This is a genomic window from Archangium minus, from assembly GCF_044360475.1.
GTDB classification, from domain to species: domain Bacteria; phylum Myxococcota; class Myxococcia; order Myxococcales; family Myxococcaceae; genus Archangium; species Archangium minus.
Genome location: NZ_CP043494.1, coordinates 10583803 through 10603650, shown reverse-complemented (window position 1 = coordinate 10603650; position 19848 = coordinate 10583803). Strand labels below are relative to the sequence as shown.

Annotated in this window: 14 protein-coding genes; 8 read left to right on the top strand and 6 right to left on the bottom strand. The window is 67.0% G+C overall.

Annotated elements, in window-relative coordinates:
• Window positions 1–46 precede the first annotated feature (46 nt).
• From F0U60_RS43435 to F0U60_RS43415, 5 genes are all read left to right on the top strand, one after another.
• Window positions 47–616 (top strand): DUF1801 domain-containing protein, encoded by a 570-nt coding sequence (locus tag F0U60_RS43435; protein ID WP_395809025.1) that lies wholly within the window; start codon window positions 47–49, stop codon window positions 614–616.
• Between the two features lie 211 nt (window positions 617–827).
• Complete coding sequence (locus F0U60_RS43430; protein WP_395809023.1) at window positions 828–1847, top strand: ATP-binding cassette domain-containing protein; 1020 nt, start codon at window positions 828–830, stop codon at window positions 1845–1847.
• A 36-nt stretch (window positions 1848–1883) separates the two neighbouring features.
• Window positions 1884–2603: an ABC transporter permease subunit gene (locus F0U60_RS43425; protein ID WP_395809021.1), complete on the top strand. Its 720-nt coding sequence runs from the start codon at window positions 1884–1886 to the stop codon at window positions 2601–2603.
• Between the two features lie 8 nt (window positions 2604–2611).
• Window positions 2612–4246, top strand: coding sequence for a GldG family protein (locus F0U60_RS43420; RefSeq protein ID WP_395809019.1), 1635 nt, complete (start codon window positions 2612–2614; stop codon window positions 4244–4246).
• A gap of 20 nt (window positions 4247–4266) precedes the next feature.
• The gene (locus tag F0U60_RS43415; protein WP_395809017.1) at window positions 4267–5757 is read left to right on the top strand and encodes a DUF4340 domain-containing protein; all 1491 of its coding nucleotides are present in this window, start codon (window positions 4267–4269) and stop codon (window positions 5755–5757) included.
• A gap of 13 nt (window positions 5758–5770) precedes the next feature.
• Here F0U60_RS43415 and F0U60_RS43410 read toward each other — a convergent pair whose 3' ends face one another.
• Complete coding sequence (locus tag F0U60_RS43410; RefSeq protein WP_395809015.1) at window positions 5771–6709, bottom strand: hypothetical protein; 939 nt, start codon at window positions 6707–6709, stop codon at window positions 5771–5773.
• Between the two features lie 184 nt (window positions 6710–6893).
• Between F0U60_RS43410 and F0U60_RS43405 the strand changes: the two genes are divergently transcribed.
• Window positions 6894–7664 (top strand): alpha/beta fold hydrolase, encoded by a 771-nt coding sequence (locus F0U60_RS43405; protein ID WP_395809013.1) that lies wholly within the window; start codon window positions 6894–6896, stop codon window positions 7662–7664.
• Between the two features lie 9 nt (window positions 7665–7673).
• Here the strand turns inward: F0U60_RS43405 and F0U60_RS43400 are convergent, their stop codons facing one another.
• Window positions 7674–8627, bottom strand: a complete 954-nt coding sequence (locus tag F0U60_RS43400; protein ID WP_395809011.1) for an SDR family oxidoreductase — start codon at window positions 8625–8627, stop codon at window positions 7674–7676.
• Window positions 8628–8728: 101 nt separating this feature from the next.
• Here F0U60_RS43400 and F0U60_RS43395 point away from each other — a divergent pair, with 101 nt between their 5' ends.
• The gene (locus F0U60_RS43395) at window positions 8729–9700 is read left to right on the top strand and encodes a helix-turn-helix transcriptional regulator (protein WP_395809009.1); all 972 of its coding nucleotides are present in this window, start codon (window positions 8729–8731) and stop codon (window positions 9698–9700) included.
• Between the two features lie 80 nt (window positions 9701–9780).
• On the opposite strand, the gene F0U60_RS43390 is transcribed toward F0U60_RS43395, so the two are convergent.
• The 3 genes from F0U60_RS43390 to F0U60_RS43380 form a co-directional block, all read right to left on the bottom strand.
• On the bottom strand, window positions 9781–10893 hold the full coding sequence (locus F0U60_RS43390; protein WP_395809007.1) for a serine hydrolase domain-containing protein: 1113 nt from the start codon (window positions 10891–10893) through the stop codon (window positions 9781–9783).
• Between the two features lie 75 nt (window positions 10894–10968).
• The gene (locus tag F0U60_RS43385; protein WP_395809005.1) at window positions 10969–12504 is read right to left on the bottom strand and encodes a ricin-type beta-trefoil lectin domain protein; all 1536 of its coding nucleotides are present in this window, start codon (window positions 12502–12504) and stop codon (window positions 10969–10971) included.
• Window positions 12505–12709: 205 nt separating this feature from the next.
• Window positions 12710–13072: a GFA family protein gene (locus tag F0U60_RS43380; RefSeq protein ID WP_395809003.1), complete on the bottom strand. Its 363-nt coding sequence runs from the start codon at window positions 13070–13072 to the stop codon at window positions 12710–12712.
• Between the two features lie 265 nt (window positions 13073–13337).
• On the opposite strand from F0U60_RS43380, the gene F0U60_RS43375 reads away from it, so the two are divergent.
• Entirely contained in the window at window positions 13338–18620 is a 5283-nt protein-coding gene (locus F0U60_RS43375) for an AAA family ATPase (protein WP_395809001.1), read from the top strand.
• Window positions 18621–18649: 29 nt separating this feature from the next.
• Here the strand turns inward: F0U60_RS43375 and F0U60_RS43370 are convergent, their stop codons facing one another.
• Window positions 18650–19822, bottom strand: coding sequence for a small ribosomal subunit Rsm22 family protein (locus F0U60_RS43370; protein WP_395808999.1), 1173 nt, complete (start codon window positions 19820–19822; stop codon window positions 18650–18652).
• Window positions 19823–19848: the final 26 nt, after the last annotated feature.

Sequence of the window (19848 nt, the reverse complement as noted above, 5' to 3'; positions counted from 1 at the left end):
CGGGATACCCGTTCCTGCCTGTGCCCCGAGCGCTACACTCGCGCTCATGCAGAGCAAAGCCACCACCGTCGACCAGTACCTCGCCTCGCTTCCGGAGGACCGCCGTGCGGCGCTCTCCGCCGTGCGCAAGGTCATCCTCAAGAACCTCGACAAGCAGTACGAGGAGGGCATTCAGTACGGGATGATCGGCTACTACGTCCCGCACAAGGTGTTCCCCGCGGGCTACCACTGCGATCCGAAGCAACCGCTGCCGTTCGCATCGCTGGCCTCGCAGAAGAGCCACATGGCCGTCTACTTGATGTGCGTCTACGGCCAGCCGGAGCAGGAGAAGTGGTTCCGCGAGGCGTGGGCGAAGACGGGCAAGAAGCTCGACATGGGCAAGTCGTGCGTGCGCTTCAAGAAGCTCGAGGACGTCGCGCTCGATGTGATTGGCGAGGCCATCCGCCGTATGCCGGCGAAGGCATACATCGAGCACTACGAGTCCGTCATCCGACCGCCGGAGAAGAAGAAGGCGCCGGGCGCCGCGAAGAAGAAGGCGGCGGAGAAGAAAGTGGCAGGTGCCGCGAAGAAGAAGTCGACGGCGAAGAAGAAGCCGGCCGCGAAGAAGCGCGCGTAGTTGGCTGAGTGCTGGCCAACGCGTTGAGCCAAGGTCCCGCCTTGGAGCCCTGAGATGTTCGGACAGGGTGCTCGGATTTCAGCAATTCTGAAATCCACGGCCGAGGGGGGCCCAGGAATAAATCCGCACCTGGTTGCATTGACAGCGCCGATCGCTGTTTTAAGTGCTGGCGGCGTTCGGAAGAAAACCGTTCGTTTCATGGGGTGAGGTCGTGTCTCAACCAATGATCCGGATCGAAGGACTGACCAAGAGCTACGGGGCCACGCAGGCGCTACGCGGGGTCAGCTTCGAAGTTCCTCGAGGGCAGGTGGTGGGATTCCTGGGGCCCAATGGGGCCGGCAAGTCCACCACAATGAAGATTCTCGCCGGCTTTGTGACGCCTACATCCGGCACGGCGAGGATCAATGGCATCGACGTCACCGTTGACCCTGTCGCGTCCCGGCGGTTGATCGGGTACCTGCCCGAGAACAACCCCCTGTACGAGGAGATGATGGTCCGGGACTACCTGGACTTCATCGCCGAGGTGAGAGGGATTCCCAAGGCTCGGCGCGCCGAGCGGATCCGCAACGCGGTGGAGCGCTGCGGCCTTCGCGCGGTGCTGGGCAAGGACATCCACCAGCTCTCGAAGGGTTACCGGCAGCGCGTGGGTCTGGCGCAGGCCATCGTGCACGACCCGGATCTGCTCATCCTGGATGAGCCGACGACGGGCCTGGATCCCAACCAGATCGTTGAGATCCGCAGCCTCATCAAGGAGCTGGGGAAGGAGAAGACAGTCATCCTCAGCACGCACATCCTGAGCGAGGTGCAGAGCACCTGCAGCCGGGTGCTCATCATCAGCGATGGGCGACTGGTCGCGGACGACGCGCCAGAGCGGCTGGGGGAGGGCGAGGGCGGGACGGTCACCGTCGTGCTCGCGTCGCGGACAGGGGCCACGCTGCGGACGGAGGAGGTCCGCTCGGTGCTCGAGCGCGTACCCGGCGTCACGGGCGTGGAGTCCGCCGAGGGAGAGGGGAGTGGGACGCTGGGCTTCCGGTTGCGGTATGGCGCCGAGGACATCCGTCGCGCCTTGTTCGATGCCGCCGTGCGCAACGAGCTCTGTCTGCTCGAGGTGAAGCGGCAGCACGTCAGCCTGGAAGAGACGTTCCGCAAGCTCACCGGGGGCGAGAAGCGCTCCGGAGGCGAGGCGCCGCGCGCGCCGCAGGACGATCAGAAGCCGCCGCTGGCGGCCTGAGCTGATTCCCAGACATTCGACATAACGAGGTAGAGAATGGGAACGACACTGGCCGTCGCCAGGCGTGAGTTCAGGAGTTTCTTCAACTCTCCCGTCGCGTACATCGTCATTGGCGTGTTCTTGGTCGTGGCGGGTTGGCTGTATTTCAGCACCGTCTTCGTGGCCGGGCAGGCCTCGCTCCGGGCGTTCTTCAGCATCGCCCCCGTGCTGTTCGTCGTCTTCGCTCCGGCGGTGACGATGCGGCTGCTGGCCGAGGAGCGCAAGAGCGGCACGCTGGAGTTGCTGCTCAGCATGCCCCTGCGGGACTGGGAGGTGGTGGCAGGCAAGTTCCTCGCGGCGCTGGGGATGGTCGGGGTCGGCCTGCTGTGGACGCTGCCCTATCCGCTCTCCGTGGCGAGCCTCACCGCCGAGGGCGCCCGGTTTGACTGGGGACCGGTGGTGATGGGTTACCTCGGTCTGTTGCTCATGGCGTCCAGCTTCCTGGCGCTGGGGCTGTGGGCGAGCGCCCTGAGCCGCAACCAGATCGTCGGCTTCATCATCGGGCTGTTGCTGTGCTTCGCCTTCTACTTCATCGACAAGTTCGCGATGGTGCTGCCGGAGTCGCTAGGTGAGCTGCTCCAGTACCTCTCGGTCGACTACCACTTCGCGAACATCGCGCGTGGCGTGCTGGATACGCGAGATCTCCTCTTCTACCTGTCGCTCACGGCCGTGGGGCTGGCGCTGACCACGCGCACCCTGGGCAACGTCCGTCAGTGAGGTTGACGATGAAACCCGGTTCCTCCAACGCGAACATCTTCCTGGCGGCAATCGTCGGCTGCCTGGTGCTGCTCAACATCCTGGGGTTGCGCACGTTTGGTCGCTTCGATGCGACCCGTGACGAAATCTACACGCTGGCCAAGGCCTCGCAGGACACCATGGCGGGGCTCGAGGACCCCGTGACGGTCACGGCGTACTTCACGGATGAGCTGCCGCCTCCCTATTCAAGCAATGCGCGCTACGTGCGCGACCTGCTCGAGGAGTTCCGTGCCGCCTCCAAGGGCCGGCTCTCCTTCGAGTTCCTGGATCCGATGAGCCAGGAGACGGCCGAGGACAAGGAGACCAAGAAGGAGACGAAGCGCGACATCTTCGGCCGGGTCTTCCGGGAGCCGACTTCCGTGGAGCGGGAGTTGGCGCAGGAGGGCATCCAGCCCGTGGAGATCCGGGTGGTCGAGGACGACCAGATGCAGACGAAGCGCGCCTACATGGGCATCGTCATCAAGCATCAGGAGAAGAAGGAGGTCATCCCCGTCGTCCAGGACACGCGGACGCTCGAGTACGACCTCACCACGCTGATTCGCAAGCTGACGCGCCCGAAGACGCCTGTGATTGGCGTGGTCCAGGGGCACGAGGCTCCCCCGCTCTACGAGAAGCTCTCGGGCCTGCGGTCGCTGCTCAGTCAGATGTACGAGGTCCGTGCTGTGGACCTGTCCGGCAAGGAGCGCGTGGACGCGGACATCGACGCGCTGCTCGTCATCGGCCCGAAGACGCAATTCCAGACGAATGAGCTGAAGGCCATCGACCAGTTCGTGATGGAGGGCAAGAGCGTGGCGTTCTTCCTCGACTCCGTCCAGGTCGACCTGAAGACCTTCGAGCCGAGCGAGGCCACGCATGGGCTCGGGCCCCTGCTGGAGACCTATGGCATCAAGGTCGGAGACCAACTGGTGGCGGATGTCGAGTCGGCGCAGCTGAGCGTCCAGGAGCGCCGCGGCTTCATGGTCGTCTCGATGCCGGTGCCGTACCCGTTCATCCCTCTGCTCGAGCGGCTCGAGGGGGACAGCCCCATCACCCAGGGCCTCTCGGGGGTCTCCCTGCCGTTCAGCACGGTTGTCACCGCCACCGCGCCCGAGGGTGCTCAGGCCACGGTGCTCGCGAAGTCCTCGCGCAAGAGCTGGCTGGAGAGCAAGCCCTACAACATCGATCCGCGGCGGGATTGGCGTAACGAGACCATCACGCCGAACGGCCCGCACCCGCTCATGGTGCAGGTGAGTGGCAAGCTCAAGAGCCACTTCGCCGCGGAGGCGCAGACCAGCACCGCCAGCGGTACGCCCCTGCTCGCGGAGAGCAAGGGTGAGCCGCGGATCATCGTGGCGGGCGGCTCGGCGGCGCTGTGGGATGACTTCCTGGGCCGGCCGAACCAGGCGCTGCTCTTGAATGTCGCGGACTGGCTGCTGCTGGACCCGGCACTCCTGGCAATGCGCACCCGCGGCCTGGCCGAGGCTCCGCTCCAGACCGAGCTGAGCGCCACGACGCGCAACGCCGTCAAGTTTGGCAATGCGTTCGGGATTCCCTTCGTGCTCGCCGCCTTCGGGCTCGTCCGCTGGCGGATGCGGGAAGCGCGTCGGGCCACTGTCACCGTCTGATTCAGAGCTGAGGAAGAGCCATGAAGAAAGGAACGCTCATCGCCCTTGGCGCGTTCGTCGTGCTGCTCGTGCTCGTGCTCGCCACTCGCGAGCGGCAGGTCAGCGTCGGGGTCCACAAGCTGGAGCTGCCGAAGCTGGACAAGGCCCAGGTCACGGCGCTCGAGCTCTCGGGGGCTCGCAATGCCACCCTTCGCAAGGAGGGGGACGGTTGGATCGTCCTCGACCCGAGCAAGCCGGACACGAAGTACGCGGCGGACGAGAACCTGGTGAACAGCGCGCTCGACGCGCTCGGGGAAGTGAAGAATCCGAGCTTCCTCACCGACCGGGCCGAGCGGTTGGCGGAGTACGAGCTGGATGACGCGAAGGGGCTGAAGCTCAAGGTCCTCCAGGGCGGCAATCCGGCCGTGGAGCTGGTGCTCGGGAAGGCCTCCAAGAATGGTGGGGTGTACCTGCGCAAGGCGGGCAGCAATGACGTCTTCACGCACCAAGGCCGGTTGGACTGGACCGTGCGCAAGGAGCTCAAGGACTGGCGCAAGCGTCAGATCGTGGCGCTCAAGGTAGAGGACCTCTCCCAGCTCGTCCTCCGTTCCAAGGAAGGGGAGAGCGTGACCCTGAAGGCGGGAGCCAACCCGGGAGAGTGGAGCCTCGGCGAGGGGACGCAGACACCCGCGGGCTTCCGGTTCAGCTCGCAGCTCGCCCAGCAGTTCGCTCAGCAGGTGGCGAGCCTGTATGCGCAGGACTTCCTCGAGGGTGATGCCGCGGCGGATTCGGCGACGGGGCTTGCCGACGCGCACGACTCGCTGGAAGCGCAGCTCAAGGATGGCAAGAAGGTCGTGGTGCACCTGGGCCGCCAGCCCGATGCGAAGGATGGCTCGGCCACGGTCGCGGCTCGGGTCGAGGGTGACGCGCAGGTGTATCAGCTCTCTCAGTACGTTGCTTCGCAGCTCCGCAAGCGCCTCGTGGACTTCCGGGACTTGAGCCTTCTGCGCTTCGAGCCTCAGAAGGTCTCGAAGCTGAAGGTCCAGGCGGGTGGCAAGACGGTCGTCGTGGTGAAGGAGGGCGAGGGCTGGAAGGTCGCCGAACCCCAGAAGCTCCCGGAGGGCTTCGAGTTCGAGCCGTCGCAGGTGAACATGCAGCTCTCCTGGCTGCAGGGGCTTCGTGGTACCCGTCTCATCGACGGCCAGGTGACGGACGTGCAGGCGGGGCTCGCTTCGCCGTCCGCGGTCGTGGAACTGACGGTGGAGGGCGAGCCTGTCCAGACGTTGCGGTTGGGCAAGGAGGCGCCCGGGGCGGCAAACGGCGCAAAGGAGCTGTACGCCCGGAGCACGATCGACGCGCTCACCTACGCCGTGGGCGAAGGTGTGAAGACCCGGCTGGCACAGGGGCTCGAGCTCTTCAAGCGTCGCCCGCCGCCGCCGAGCTTCGCGGGCGGCGGGCAGATGCAGGGCCTCGAGTCACTCCCTCCCGACGTGAGGAAGCAGCTCGAGGCCCAGCTTCGCGGCGCTCAGTGAGCGGACGCCGGGGTCACTGGAGATCGTTGATGTTCAGCGGGTTGTTGAGGTCGATGGGGCGCATCCACTGCCCCCCTCCGGGGAAGTCCTGGGGCCGCTGCAGCTCGGGACGTCCCCCCGCGCCCGCGCCGCTCTTGTATTCGTTCATCTGGCTGACGAGCTGCCACTGCTGAGCGACCCTGTCGTAATGGGCGAACGCCGTGGCGCCCGTCGGCAGCTGGTGGGGCCCCGAGGGCTTCGAGTAGCTGTTGGGCGTGAGGCTCTGCACCAGCTGAAGATTGTTCTGGGTCAGGAAGTTGTTGAGGTGCTGCCTGCCCGTCGCGGCGCCCTGATGCTCGAAGTCCGCCTGATGGACGAAGGACAGGGTGCCATTCGCCGGATTGTGCAGCGCATGGACGGCGCAGCCGTTGAGAGGCCCCGTCACGACCATCGACGGATCATTCGGCCCGGGGCGGAGGGGCACGTTTGAAATCCCCGCGAACGAGCCCTGATTCGGCCCGAGCGCCTGACCCCCCGAGAGGTAGTGCAGGTAGTGGACCTGCGGTCCGTTCCCTCCGGGGGACGAGAGCGAGAGGTTCGCGTTCCCATGCTGCTGCTGGATGTTCATGGTCGCGACCGACTGGTTCGCCGGCACGAAGGGACGGTGTGGGGTCGGGAGATCCACCCCCTGCGGAGGCGTACCGTTCGGGAACAGCTTGTACCCGTTCAGGATGTTCTGCCCCGTGTACTGCATGGGGTTGTTGTTGAACTGCTCGGCGTGCGACGGCCCGAACAGTCCTCGTGAGAGGGTGGTGGACCGGGTGGGGGCTGTCTCGAAGCCATCTCGAGGCGGGTTCGGCCTGGAGGTGGAGGGCGTGGACGGGGACGTCGGCGTGTTGGGCCGCGGAGCATCGTTCCGCAGTCCGCGGAAGGGATTGAGGTTTCCGAGGCCACCGATGTTGAAGCGCTTCATGGGATTGGCTCGCGTTTAAAGGGGGGAGTCAGTTGCCGCCTCCCAATACACCTCGCATGCCAGCAGCGGTCGCCGTGATTCCAAGGGGTTGGAGTCCCTCCTGGGCGCACCAGAGTGACTGCCACCTGGTGACTCCAGTCACCACTGGTGACAGCAGTCACCAGGTGTTCGTATGCGGCCTGTCATGGCTCATCCTCCTTCGTCCCTGTCTCATGGGTCTCCCCGGCTGGCGATGGGCCGCTCGCCGGGGACGGGTCCGCTCATCGCTTATGTCCACGGGCTTGGCTGCTCCGGAAACCAGGACTGGCCGCCCGTCGCGCGGAGTGCGGCGCTCCAGGGGCGTGCGAGCCTCTGGGTGGACCTCCTGGGTTTTGGTCGGAGCGAGCGGCCGGCGGACTTCAGCTACGACCTGAGCGAGCAGGCGGAGCTCCTGGCGGCGCTGCTCGGCTCGGAGCCGGGGCCCCTCGTGCTGGTGGGCCACAGCATGGGCGGCACGCTGGCCGTGTTGCTCGCCGAGTGTCTCCTGCGAGATGGCTACCCACTTCACGCGCTCGTGCTCGCCGAGCCGAACCTCCGGCCCGAGGATGCCACCGGCAGTGCCCGCGCCGCCGCGACCCCCGTGGAGGTGTTCCTGCGCGACTGGGACGAATGGATCCGCCAGGCGTCCTCGGAGGGGTACCGAGAAAGCCTTCGGCAGGCGGATCCGCTCGCGTTCCACCGGAGTGCCGTGTCGCTCGTGCACCACGGGGCGAACATGCTGGCGCGCTTCGTTGCCTTGCCGCTCGAGCGCAAGGGCTACATCCTCGGCGCGCGCAGCGACGCGGACACGCATGAGACGGCACGCCGGGTGGCGGCCTCCGGGATTCCCGTTGCCACGGTGAAGGATTCCGGGCACGGGTTCAGCGAGGACGACCCTGAGGGGCTCGCCCGCGCCATCCTTCAACTCAGCTCGTGAGGGCCGGGCTCATTCCTTGGGCCAATCGGGATACGCGATCTCCATCAGGCCATTCGACCACGTGGCGTATGCGGCCTCATCCGCCAGGGAGTAGGACCGCCCGAAGGTCTTCTGGAAGTATTCGCCCCAATCCGGCTGCCGTCCGTCCACATCCTTGAAGCCGTACTCCTTCGCGAGCTGCCAGGAGCTGAAGACGCGTCCGGCCTTCTTCGCGACGTTCGGGTCGGCCGCGAGCGCCGCGACGGCCCGGCCCACATAGAACGGCGTCTCCGACGCGATGAAGTGGGGGTCCTTGGCCGTTGCGTCCCGCCAGTTCGCCTCCGTGACGCCAAAGCCTTCCAGCATGGCCTCGGAGCGGAGGAAGCCCGGTGTCACGGCCAGTGAGGTGATGGGATGGCGCCGGAGTTCCCAAGCCATGCTGAACGCCAGGCGGATGACCGAGAGCTTGACCAGGTCGTAGAAGAGATTGCCGCGATAGCCGAAGGAGTCGCCATCGGTGATCTCGACAATCAATCCACGGTCCCGCTCGAGCATGAGGGGCACCGCGTAGCGGCTCGTGAGGATGTGCGAGTAGATGCCGCGGTCGAGCATGAGCCGGCCCTTCTCGGGTGAGAGCTTCCAGAAGGGCTGGCCGAAGTCCGTGAGCTCATCGCCGCCCCAGACGTCGTTCACGAGCACGTCGAGCCTTCCCTGCTCGCGCTTCAGGCGCTCGAACAGCTCCGCGACCTCGGCCTCGACGGTATGGTCAACCCGCACCGCGATGCCGCGGCCACCTCGTGCGCTGACGAGCTCCGCCGTCTCTTCGATCGTCTCGGGGCGGGTGCCGGTCGCGGGACGTCCCCGCACGCTGCGCCCGGTGCAATACACCGTGGCGCCTGCTTCCCCGAGCATCATCGCGATCCCTCGCCCGGCCCCACGCGTGGCGCCGGCGACGAGGGCAATACGTCCTTCCAGTGGCTTCATGGCCCTTCCTCCTCCAATCGTTCGAGCACCGTCGTAGCTGACGATTCCTGACACCTTCTGTCATGATTGTGCGCCTACGCTCCGTGCGGAGGTCACGACACATGCGTGCGGATCGACTCGTCAGCCTGCTCATGCTCCTGCAGACCCGCCAGCGATGGACGGCGGGCGAGCTCGCGCAGCGCCTGGAGGTCTCGGAGCGCACCATCTACCGGGACCTGGATGCGCTCTCGGCCTCCGGTGTGCCCGTGTTCGCAACGCGCGGTCCAAGTGGCGGGGTGGCGCTCGTCGAGGGGTGGCGCACGCAGCTCACTGGCCTCAAGCGAGCAGAGGTTCACGCGCTCGCCGCGGTCGGTGCACCCGTAGCGCTCGAGGACTTGGGCTTATCTGCTCCCTTGCGCAGCGGGCTCATGAAGCTCGCGGCTGCTCTCCCGGCCGTGCAGCAATCTCTCATCGAGTACGCTCGCCAGCGACTCCACGTCGACCCATCGTCATGGCGGTTCTCTGAGCGCGAGCCGGTCCCTCACCTCGCCGTGTTGCGAGACGCCGTCTGGCAGGATCGCCGCGTCCGGCTCGAGTATCGGGACTTCGACGGAAACCGTACCCGGCGTGTCGTGGAACCATACGGACTCGTCATCAAGGCCGACCGCTGGTACCTCGTCGCGGGCTCTGAGAAGGGCCCGGCTGTCTTTCGAGGGTCACGCGTCGAAGGGGTACGTCTTCTTCCCACGACGTTCGAGCGGCCCGCGCGCTTCGACCTGGAGGTCTTCTGGAAGGAGTGGTGCGCGCGGTTCGCCGAGCGCCGAGCCCAATACGAGGTCACGCTCCGGGTCACGGCGGAAGGGGAGGACGCGGTCCGGCACGTGAGGCCACCGGCCGACCAGGCGCGACTTGCCGAGGCCCGCCAGGCGCGCGATGGAACGAAGACGGTCACTCTCGACTTCGAGCGGGAGTCCATCGCGCTCTCTCAACTCTGCGTGCTCGGTCGTGGCGTCGAAGTGCTCGCACCCGAAGCGCTTCGTGTCCGGCTTCGTACGATTTCCGCCGAGCTCCAAGCCCTCTACGGCCCGGAGTGAGTCCAGAACTCCAGGGCCTTCACCGTGCGAGCGTTCTTTTGTCCTTGTCTGTTGAGTCCGCTGCGCCCGGTGGTTGTGGCTCAGGGCCGAGGCAGCGCGGCCGGGAGCACGTACCGGCCACACATGTCGATGGGCTGGAAGGACCCAGCGTCGTTGTAATGGCTCCCCGTGAAGGCAACGACGAGACGCAGCGAGGGAAAGACGAAGAGGTACTGGCCGCCGTTGCCACGCGCGAAGAAGGCCTCTACCGGCGTGCCATTCACCCCGAAGGTGTTGACCCACCAGAGGTAGCCGTACTTCGAGTCTCCCAGCGGATGGCGGCCCACCGTCGACTCTCGGACCCAGGCTTCCGGGATGACTCGCTGGCCTCGCCACGTCCCTCCGTCCAAGAAGAGCTGACCCAGCTTCGCGAAGTCCCGGGGCCGCAGGCTCAGGTGCCCACCGGTGTCGGTACGCCCGCCCTTCGCCTCCTGCCACTCGACGTGAGTGATGCCTAGCGGTTCGAAGAGGTGGCGGCGCGAGAACTCGGGAACGGACATGCCCACGGCGTTCTCCAACCACGCGCCCAACACCACCACGCCTCCCGTGCAGTACACGGTGGACTCGTCGGGTCCGCTTGCCATGGGGAGCTCGAGGATGAACTTCACCCAATCGCGTGAACGGTACATCCGCTCCTCGTTCCCGGCGGAGTCGGGTTTCCAGTCGTCGCACTCCAGCCCGGAGCGCATCTCGAGCAGATGCCGCGGCGTCATCCGCTCCTTGCGCTCATCCGGGTTCTTCAGGGGCGCGTACTCTGGCAGCAGGGACAGGATGGGGGCGTCCAGCCCGGACCGCGGCTCATGCTCCAGGGCAATCCCCACCAGCGCAGAGGTGATGCTCTTCGTGGCGGAGCGCAGGTCGTGCGGGGTGTCGCGTTGAAAGCCATTCCAGTACCGCTCGTAGACGAGCTTGCCATTGCGCGCGATGAGCAGGGAGTCGGGTGCGGCGTACCCGCCCTCTTCGATGCGCCGCTCGAGCTCCGCCAATGCGTCGGGCGCCAGTCCTTCCGCCTCCAGGGAGGAGACCTCCCAGCCATCCGCGAGCAGGTCAGGGGGACTTCCCGGACCCGTCGGCCGGTGGTGACCACAGGCGCTCAGGCCCCATGCGATCGCCACCAGGAGGGTGAGTGTCAGACCCCCTCGCGTGCCTTCCATTCGTCGTCACTCCTGCTCTGCGCCACGCCCGGGCGTGGCCGGTGAGCTCACGCCCGGGCAAGGGGACCTGTTCGGTCAGCGCAGATACCACTTCTGGTTCGAGCCGCCAGAGCATTCCCAGGTCTGCAGCCGCGCCCCGCTGGCGGGGTTCACATCCTTGATGTCCACGCACTTGTTGGCCTGCGGGTTGACCAGGTCTCCCGCGCCGCTCAGCACGAACTTCTGGGCCGGGTTGCCATTGCAGTTGACGAGCTGGATGACCGCGCCGTTGGCGGTCGAGCCCCAGGCCACGTCCATGCACTTGCCGAACGCCCGGACGGTGCCGTCGGAGTGGAAGGTCCACTTCTGCGCGTTGGTCCCGTTGCAGTCCCACATCTGGAGCGGGGAGCCGTCAGCGGGGTTCGAGTTGGGCACGTCGATGCACTTGCCGTTGAAGTGCGAGACGATCGCCCGGCCGCCGGACCCGGACGTCGTGAGGCTGAGCCCGTAGACGGAGAGGATCGGGTTGAGCGGCTGGAAGAACGTCGTGCCACCCGTGGAGCAGTTGCCCGAGCCACCCGAGGTCACGCCCTGCGCCTGATCTCCGGAGATCCACGAGCCGCCCGAGTCACCGCCCTCGGCGCAGGCATTGGTCTGGGTGAGGCCGTAGACCGGGCCGTTGGAGTAGTTGACGGTCACGTTCTTGGCCTGGATGGTCCCGCACCGCCAGCCGGTGGTGGAGCCGGAGCGGCAGACCGAGCTGCCCACCGCGGCCTCCTGGGAGCCCGCGACGCCGACGTTGCCGCCCGCGTAGTTGTTCACCCAGGGCTGGGAGGTCCAGGACGCGTTGACCTGGACCCACCCGTAATCGTTGCCAGGGAAGGAGGAGCCGCGCACGGTGCCCTGGGCCACGCGGTTGAACCCGGAGGTGGTGGTGCCGACACCGCCACAGTGGCCCGCGGTGACGAAGCCGCCGCTGACGGAGAAGCCGATCGAGCAGCGCGCGTTGCCCGGGTAATAGGCATCGCCACCGCGCAGGTCATACAGCGGGCGGGGCCGCTCCTTCGAGGCAATCACGCGGACCGACTCGTCGGCCGCACCACTGCGGGAGACGAAGGACTCGGCGCCCGTCCTGCCCCAGTCCTCGGCGAGCACGACCACGCTGTTGGTGGTGACGTCGACGTACCAGGCGTGGATCGTCCTGTCGGCGCGGGCGGCGTTGCGGTCCAGCGTGGACTTCACCCGCTCCAGGTGCTGGGCGCTCCGGGTGACGAGCCGGGGCTCGGCTCCGATGCTGCGCACGTAGGCGGCGCTCGACTCGTCGGTGACGCCGACGATGAGCTTGCTGCCGTCCTCGTTCATCCAGGCCCCGCCGAAGCGGGCTCCCAGGTCCTTGCTCAGCTTGCTCTCGAGGCGGGCGGCGGCTGCCTCGGTGGCCATCCGGCGGCGGGCCTGCTCAGCGGTGAGCCCGAAATCCCGCTGCATCGCGGAGAGGAGCTCCGGCGACGCGTCCGGAACGGGAGCGGCCTCCGCCACGGGGGCGGCCATAGCGACGGTCGGGACGACAGGAATTGCGGCCAGTCCGGCGAACAACGCCGTCAGGGTGGAAAGCCTGCTCAGCTTCCGGTTCATCTGTGTCTTCCTTGGGGGGGGTGGTACGGCAGGGGTGGAGGGTGCTGCGTGTGGCTCAATCCCCTCTGCGTCTGGCGTGCCATGCCGCGTCTGGCGTCGGTGCTACGGTGAGTCTCGTGTTTCCGAGGCGTTACATTCTTCGTGGGAATCCACCGCCCGGTGACGAGACTCACCACCTGATGTCTGCGGTCACCACCCCTTGGGGCTACCTGCTCCTGCCGTCGACAGGGGTCCGCTTGAGGGAGGCGAGGTCCACGCCGTCCAGGCAGCGGACGTTGACGGCGTACATCTTCCGGCCATCCGGGGTCTGGCCCGTGCCGAACGACTCGATTCCGCAGTCCGGGCAGAAGAGGTGGTGAACGACCTTCTTGTTGAACTGATAGTCTTTGAGGGCGGCTTCATTCCCTGCCACGAAGGCGAACTGCTCGGAGGGGACGAAGGACAGCAACAGCCCGCGCTTCGTGCAGATCGAGCAGTTGCATTCGATCACCGAGCTCAAGTCCGTCGTCGCTTCGAAGCGCACCTTCCCGCAGTGACAGCCACCCGTGTACTTCTTCTGCTCTGCCATGTTCCTGCTCCTGGGACCCTCTGATTGGGTCCGCCCAAGGGGACGGACGCAGTTATCACCGCCGCGCACAGAGGGCGAGAGCAGGCTCACGGACAGAAAAATTGGGGAGGAGCCGCCCCCACTGTCCCGCCCCACCACCTCAACGAGGGGACAGGAAGGACTCGACGAGAGCAGGCGAGCGTGGAAGAGCCGGCGACGTACTCGTTGCAGGCGCTCCGCGAGTCGTGTCCACTTTTCGATCTTCGACTCCGAGGCCATGCACACCATGATGGACATTCCGGGCCATACGCTGCGCGGTTCGCTGCGCGCGACGGGCGCGAATCTGCTCTTCCACGCAGTCTGTGGCGCGAACAACCGGCCTGTCATCGTCAAGACGCCCAAGCTCACCTCGCCTGGCCCTCGCGAGTGGGAGCGTTACCGCCGGGAGCACAGCATCCTGCAGCGGCTCCAAGACGTGGGGGGCGTGCCTCGTGCCCATGGTTGCGAGTTCGTCCATGAGCGCCCCCTCCTCGTCCTGGAAGAGGTCGAGGGCGAGCCCCTGTCGAAGCTCGTGGGTCAGCGGCTCGAGGTCACCCGGTTCCTCCCGCTGGCCATCTCCTTGGCCTCGACGCTCGGGGAGATCCACCGGCGCGGTGTCATTCACAAGGACCTCAAGCCCTCCAACCTCATCCTCACGCCCGCGGGTGAGGGGCGCATCATCGACTTTGGCTCCGCCTCCCTGCACCGGGTGGAGCATGTGGATTCAGTGGCCACCCCCGTCATCGAGGGGACGCTGGCCTATATGTCCCCCGAGCAGACCGGGCGGATGAACCGGGCGGTGGACTACCGGACGGACCTGTATTCACTGGGGGTGACATTCTACGAGCTTCTGACGGGCCGCCTGCCTTTCCAGGCGCAGGATGCGCTCGGGTGGTTCCATGCGCACATGGCCTTCCGTCCGAGGCCTCCGCACGAGCTCGTCGCGTCCCTTCCGCCCGCCTTGTCCGCCATCGTGATGAAGCTCCTGGCCAAGGTGGCCGAGGAGCGCTACCAGGGCGCCGACGGGCTGAAGGCGGACCTTGAGCGGTGCCGGGACCGCCTGCTCCGGGGCGAGTTCGAGGCGTTCCCGCTGGGCGAGCAGGACTTCTCCAGTCGTTTCCAGATGCCGCAGCGGCTCTATGGACGGGAGGCTCCCGTGGCCACCTTGTTCGAGGGCTTCGCGCGGACCGCGAGGGGCGGGAGGCCGGAGCTCCTCCTGGTCCGTGGCTACTCTGGCATTGGGAAGTCGGCGGTTGTCCACGAGCTGAACCGGCCGGTGGTGGAACGGCGCGGGTTCTTCCTGCGCGGCAAGTTTGATCAGTTCCAGCGGGACATTCCCTACGCCACGCTGGCTCAAGCCATTCGTGGGCTGGTGCAGCAGTTGCTCGCGGGCACCGACGAGGAGCTCGCGACGTGGCGCGAGCGATTGCACGAGGCCTGGGGGGATCAGGGTCAGGTGCTCGTGGACCTGGTTTCCCAACTGGAGCTTGTCGTAGGCAGACAGCCGGCCGTCCAGGAGCTGCCGCCTGCTGAGGCGCAGAACCGCTTCAACCAGGTCTTCCAGAAGTTCCTCGGCGCCTTCTCCACCTCCGAGCACCCGCTCGTCGTGTTCCTCGATGACCTGCAGTGGGCGGACCTGGCCAGTCTGCGGCTCATCCGACACCTGCTCAGCAGCGCGGAGATGCCGCCCGTGCTGTGGGTCGGGGCCTATCGCGACAACGAGGTCAGTCCGTCACACCCGCTGATGCTGACGCTGGACGAGGTGCGCAAGGCGGGGGCGCCGGTCACCGACATCCGGCTTGAGCCACTGAGCCTCGCGCAGCTCCAGCAGCTGGTGACCGAGGCGCTCCCGGGAGCGGGGGAGGACATTGTCGTGCCGCTCTCGGCCCTGGTGCTCGAGAAGACGGGGGGCAATCCGTTCTTCCTCATCCAGCTGATGCTGACGCTGAATCAGGACGGGCTGCTGACGCGCGCGCCGGATGGGCGGTGGCGGTGGGATGCCGAGGGCGTCCGGGCGAAGGGCTACTCCGACAACGTCGTCGACTTCATGGTGGGCAAGCTGCGCCTGCTCCCGGACGGAACCCAGCACCTGCTGCGGCTCTCGGCGTGTGTGGGCAATACCTTCCCGCTCCAGATGCTGGCCATCATCTCCGGCATGGAGCCGCAAGAGGTGGAGCGGAGCCTCGAGCCGGCGCTCCAGGAGGGCATGTTGGCGCGCGGGGGGCCGGAGCAGTTCCGGTTCCTCCATGATCGCATCCAGCAGGCGGCGCAGGCCCTCATTCCCGAGGACGAGCGCAAGGCCGTCCACCTGCGCATCGGCCGGTTGCTGCTGGAGAGCCTGTCGTCGGAGGAGGTGCGCGAGAAGCTCTTCGACATCGTGGGGCAGCTCAACGCCGGGGCGGAGTTGATCCACACGCCCGAGGAGCGCCTGCGCGTGGCGCGGTTGAATGCCGAGGCGGGTTGGAAGGCCAAGCGCTCGACCGCGCACCGCTCGGCCGTTGCGTACTTCACGGCGGCTTTCGATCTCATCCCAGGAGACCCCTGGACGACGGACCCCGCGTTCGCCTTCAAGCTGCGCCTGGACCAGGCCACCAGTGAGTTCATGAGCGGCAACGCCGCCGCGACACGTGCCCTGGTCGAGGTTCTCCTCTCCCAGGTGCGGACCCCCACGGACACTGCCGCCGTCTATCGCCTGAAGAGCGATCTCCACCTCGCCGCCGGGGAGATCCAGGCCTCCGTCTCCTGTCTGTTGGAGTGCCTGGGGCTGATGGGGATGTACATGTCGCCGCATCCGTCTTGGGAGGAGGTGGTGGCCGCCAACAACGAGGTCTGGGCCCTCCTGGGTGAGCGCCCCATCGCGAGCCTCGTCGAGCTGCCACTCGCGACGGACCCGGACATGAAGGCGGTGCTCAGTGTCCTGGGTGCTCTCTTCACGCCGGCGTACTTCACCGACTACAACCTGCTCATCCTCCACCTCGCTCGGCTGGTGTCCCTGAGCCTGCTGCATGGCAACAGCGAAGCGGCCGTGAACGGGTACGCCTGGTACGGCGCGGTGGTGGGGCCGGCCTTCAAGAAGTACCGAGAGGGCTATGCCTTTGCTGAGCTCGCCTGCGAGCTCGTGGAGCGTCACGACTTCTCCGCGTTCCGGGGCATGGCGCTCTACAGCATGGAGATCGTCAACTACTGGACCCGGCCCATCTCCCGCTCCATGGAGCTCATCCGCAGCGCCTTCCATCACGCGCTGCAGGCTGGGGACTTCCAGGTCGCCTGTTATTGCTGCAACCACATCGTCACGAACAGCATCTCCCTGGGTTACAACCTGGAGGACGTCTATGCGGATTCAGTCGCCCGCTTCGACTTCGCCCGCAAGGCTGGCTTCCTGGACGTGTACGAGGTGATCCGCGCGTCGCAGAGCTACATCCAGTTTCTGCGTGGGCGCACGCGCTCGTTCAATACGTTGAACGGAGAGGGCTTCGAGGAGGAGGCGTTCGAGGCCGGGCTGACCCCCGAGCGCATGAGCACCCTGAAGTGCTGGTATTGGATCCTCAAGATGCAGGCGCGCTTCATGTGCGGCGCGTACGAGGAGGCGCGCCAGGCGGGTGAGAAGGCCGTCCCGCTCATCTGGTCCTCCACCAGCCACATCCAACTGCTGGACTTCCACCTCTTCCGGGGGCTGACCCTGGCCGCTTGTGTCCCGGGGGCGGCACCGGAGGAGCGGGAGCGGTGGCTGGAGCAGATCCAGCAGCACCAGCAACAGCTCGCGGAGTGGGCGAGCTATTGCCCCGAGAACTTCCTTGCGCCCGAGCGCATGGTGTCCGCGGAGCTGGCCCGGGTGACGGGCCGGAGCGAGGACGCGGCGCGCGCCTATGAGGACGCGGTCCATGCGGCCCGGGAGCACGGCTTCATCCAGAACGTCGGACTCGCGAGCGAAATCGCGGCGAACTTCTGGCGCGAGCGGCGCTTTTCGACCATCGCCGACGCCTATGCGCGCTCGGCTCGGGAGGCGTACCTGCGATGGGGTGCCCTGGGCAAGGTGCGGCACCTGGAGGCCCGATGGCCGAACCTCGCACTCGCGGAGGACGCCCCGACAGGCGATACGAGCTCGTCGACGCAGATCGACGCTCTTACGCTGGTGAAGGCCCAGCAGGCCATCTCCGGGGAGATCGTGCTGGAGCGGCTGGTGACCACCCTCATGCAGGTGGCCATCGAGAACGCGGGGGCCCAGCGTGGAGCCCTGCTGCTCGCGCGGGGTGACAAGCTTCCCGTGGTGGCCATCTCCGGCGCCTCCCCGGGTGCTCCCATCCTCCTGCCGAAAGAGGACGCTCCTCAGGAGCTGCCGTGGACGCTTATCGCCTACGTCAAGCGCACGCGGGAGCACGTGCTCATCGGTGATGCCTCGCGGCCCCATCCCTTCTCGGCCGACGAGTACCTCAGGCGAGGCCAGGCCCGGTCCGTGCTCTGCCTTCCGCTGCTGCGCCAGGAGCACTTCTACGGCGTGCTGTACCTGGAGAACGAGCTGGCGACCGAGGCCTTCACCCCAGCGCGCCTCTCGCTGCTCGGGCACCTTGCCTCCCAGGCCGTCATCTCCATCGAGAACGCGCGCCTGTACGCCGAGGTCCAGCACGCCGAGTCGGCCCTGCGCCGCGCCAACGACGAGCTCGAGGCCCGGGTGGAGGAGCGCACCCGGGAGCTGAAGGAGGCCCAAGCCCGGTTGGTGGACACCGCGCGCGAGGTGGGCATGTCCGAGGTCGCCTCCAACGTGCTGCACAACGTGGGCAATGTCCTCACCAGCGCTGTCGTCAACCTCGAGGTGATGCGCGGTTCCATGGTCTCCTCGCGCCTGGGCCGACTGAAGCAGCTCTCCGCGCTATTCGAGGAGCACAGCGGATGCCTGGCGGACTTCTTCACGAAGGATCCGCGCGGCCTCCAATTGCCGGAGTATTTCTCCGCCCTCACCGAGGAGCTCCTCCGCGAGCAGACGCTCCTGCGCGAGGGCCTGGCGGAGATGGGCTGGCATGTCGAGCACATCCGCTCCATCGTCCAGGTGCAGCAGAACTACGCGAAGACCGCGCTCCTCATCGATGACTGCGAGCTCGCCCAGCTCGCCGAGGACGCGCTGCGCATCCAGAGGGCGGCGCTCGAGCGCCACGGAGTCACCGTCACCCGCGAGCTCTCGTCCTCCTGCATGGTGCGGGTGGACAGGCACAAGGTGCTGCAGATCCTCATCAACCTCATCAGCAACGCCAAGTACGCCCTGGATGGGGTGCCCGCGGAACAGCGGCACATGCTCGTGCGGCTCTCCGTCGATGGGCAGGTGGCGCGTATCCAGGTGGTGGACACCGGCATGGGCTTCTCGCCGGAGCTCCGTGAGAAGCTGTTCATGCACGGCTTCACCACGCGCAGGGATGGGCACGGTTTCGGCCTGCACTCGAGCGCGCTGGCCGCGAAGCTGCTGGGCGGCAAGCTCCTGCTGGACAGCGACGGGGAAGGGAAGGGGGCCACGGCCACGCTGGAGCTCCCGCTCGCGTAGGTCCTCCCCAACCGCCCCTCCACACGGGCTCAGGTCCCCTTGGGCTCCTTGGGCTCCGGAGGGATTCCCTTGCCCGCGTAGGCCACCACCCGCACCTCCGAGGTGTCATCCAGGGCGAGCCCGTCTCCCTTCGCCTCCGTGTTCGTCACCGAGATGACGTCTCCCCGGTTCAGCTTGAGGAAGCGCTCGTTCTTCTCCGTGCGGTGCTTCTCCTGCATCGCCAGGCCCATGCGGCCCTCGGGCCCACAGCCGATGTAGCGCTGCCGTCCCTTGCCCTCGAGCGACTCGGAGACGATGCGGAACAGCCGGTCCGTCCTCGGCTCCGGCCAGCCCTCACCCTTGGGTGCCAGCGCCAGGTAGCTCATCTTCAGCGATTCCTTATGTAGCCCCGCCGCCCGGGCGATCTCCTCCACCACGCGCGGCATCGGCCACTCGCGCTCCGCGTGGCACCAGTCGCTCTCCTTCACCAGCGCGGGGCACGCGCCTCGGTACATGCACGGCGCGCGGATGGCGTAGCCCTTCTCCACCATCACGTCGCGCACCTTCAGCAGCAGCCGGGACGTCTCGCGCAGCGCCGGCTCCAGCACCAGCAGGCTGCCCCCGGGCTTCACCTGTGCCAGCACCTGCTCCAGGAGCGCCGCGCGCGGCTTCACCGCCTCATCCCCCGCGCCGTACAACTCGTTGAGGACATGGCCCATGGTGATGAGGTCGTACTTGCCCTCGGGCGGGGCCGCCTTGCGCGTGGGGTCCCACTCACGGGTGGCGAGTGCCTCGCCTGCCTCCGCGGCGAGCGCCCGGGCGAGCGTCAACGCCGGCTTGCTTCGGTCCGCCGCCGTCACCTCCGAGGCCCCCGCGTCCAGTGCGGCGAAGGCCACCGGGGCCGGTCCACTCCCCAAATCGAGCGCCGTGCGAGGCCGGTTGGGCAGCTCCCCGAGCGCCTCGCGGGCCTGGGCATAGGAGACAGGCCAGTAGAAGAGCAGGTAGGCACCCAGCAGCCTGGGGTCGTCCATGTACCTGGCGCCGGCCAGCTTCCGGTCGCGCGTCAACCCGAGGGAGAGCTGCTTCACCCCCGCGCCTACCTCCTTTACCTCCTGAGGCGTCAGGCGCGTCTCGGGACCGTCCCCCTTCTTACGGGCTTCCCGCCATACGGCGATGAGCCGCGGTATCCACCGCTCCAGGTCCTTGCCGTAAGCGCCACTCATCCAACCCTGCCTTCCAACGAAGGGTC

What these genes read in the sequence shown, in the direction of transcription:
- F0U60_RS43435 (WP_395809025.1), top strand. Translation starts at nt 47, where the DNA reads ATGCAGAGCAAAGCCACCACCGTCGACCAGTACCTCGCCTCGCTTCCG.
- F0U60_RS43425 (WP_395809021.1), top strand. Translation starts at nt 1,884, where the DNA reads ATGGGAACGACACTGGCCGTCGCCAGGCGTGAGTTCAGGAGTTTCTTC.
- F0U60_RS43420 (WP_395809019.1), top strand. Translation starts at nt 2,612, where the DNA reads ATGAAACCCGGTTCCTCCAACGCGAACATCTTCCTGGCGGCAATCGTC.
- F0U60_RS43415 (WP_395809017.1), top strand. Translation starts at nt 4,267, where the DNA reads ATGAAGAAAGGAACGCTCATCGCCCTTGGCGCGTTCGTCGTGCTGCTC.
- F0U60_RS43410 (WP_395809015.1), bottom strand. Translation starts at nt 6,709, where the DNA reads ATGAAGCGCTTCAACATCGGTGGCCTCGGAAACCTCAATCCCTTCCGC.
- F0U60_RS43405 (WP_395809013.1), top strand. Translation starts at nt 6,894, where the DNA reads ATGGCTCATCCTCCTTCGTCCCTGTCTCATGGGTCTCCCCGGCTGGCG.
- F0U60_RS43400 (WP_395809011.1), bottom strand. Translation starts at nt 8,627, where the DNA reads ATGAAGCCACTGGAAGGACGTATTGCCCTCGTCGCCGGCGCCACGCGT.
- F0U60_RS43395 (WP_395809009.1), top strand. Translation starts at nt 8,729, where the DNA reads ATGCGTGCGGATCGACTCGTCAGCCTGCTCATGCTCCTGCAGACCCGC.
- F0U60_RS43390 (WP_395809007.1), bottom strand. Translation starts at nt 10,893, where the DNA reads ATGGAAGGCACGCGAGGGGGTCTGACACTCACCCTCCTGGTGGCGATC.
- F0U60_RS43385 (WP_395809005.1), bottom strand. Translation starts at nt 12,504, where the DNA reads ATGAACCGGAAGCTGAGCAGGCTTTCCACCCTGACGGCGTTGTTCGCC.
- F0U60_RS43380 (WP_395809003.1), bottom strand. Translation starts at nt 13,072, where the DNA reads ATGGCAGAGCAGAAGAAGTACACGGGTGGCTGTCACTGCGGGAAGGTG.
- F0U60_RS43375 (WP_395809001.1), top strand. Translation starts at nt 13,338, where the DNA reads ATGATGGACATTCCGGGCCATACGCTGCGCGGTTCGCTGCGCGCGACG.
- F0U60_RS43370 (WP_395808999.1), bottom strand. Translation starts at nt 19,822, where the DNA reads ATGAGTGGCGCTTACGGCAAGGACCTGGAGCGGTGGATACCGCGGCTC.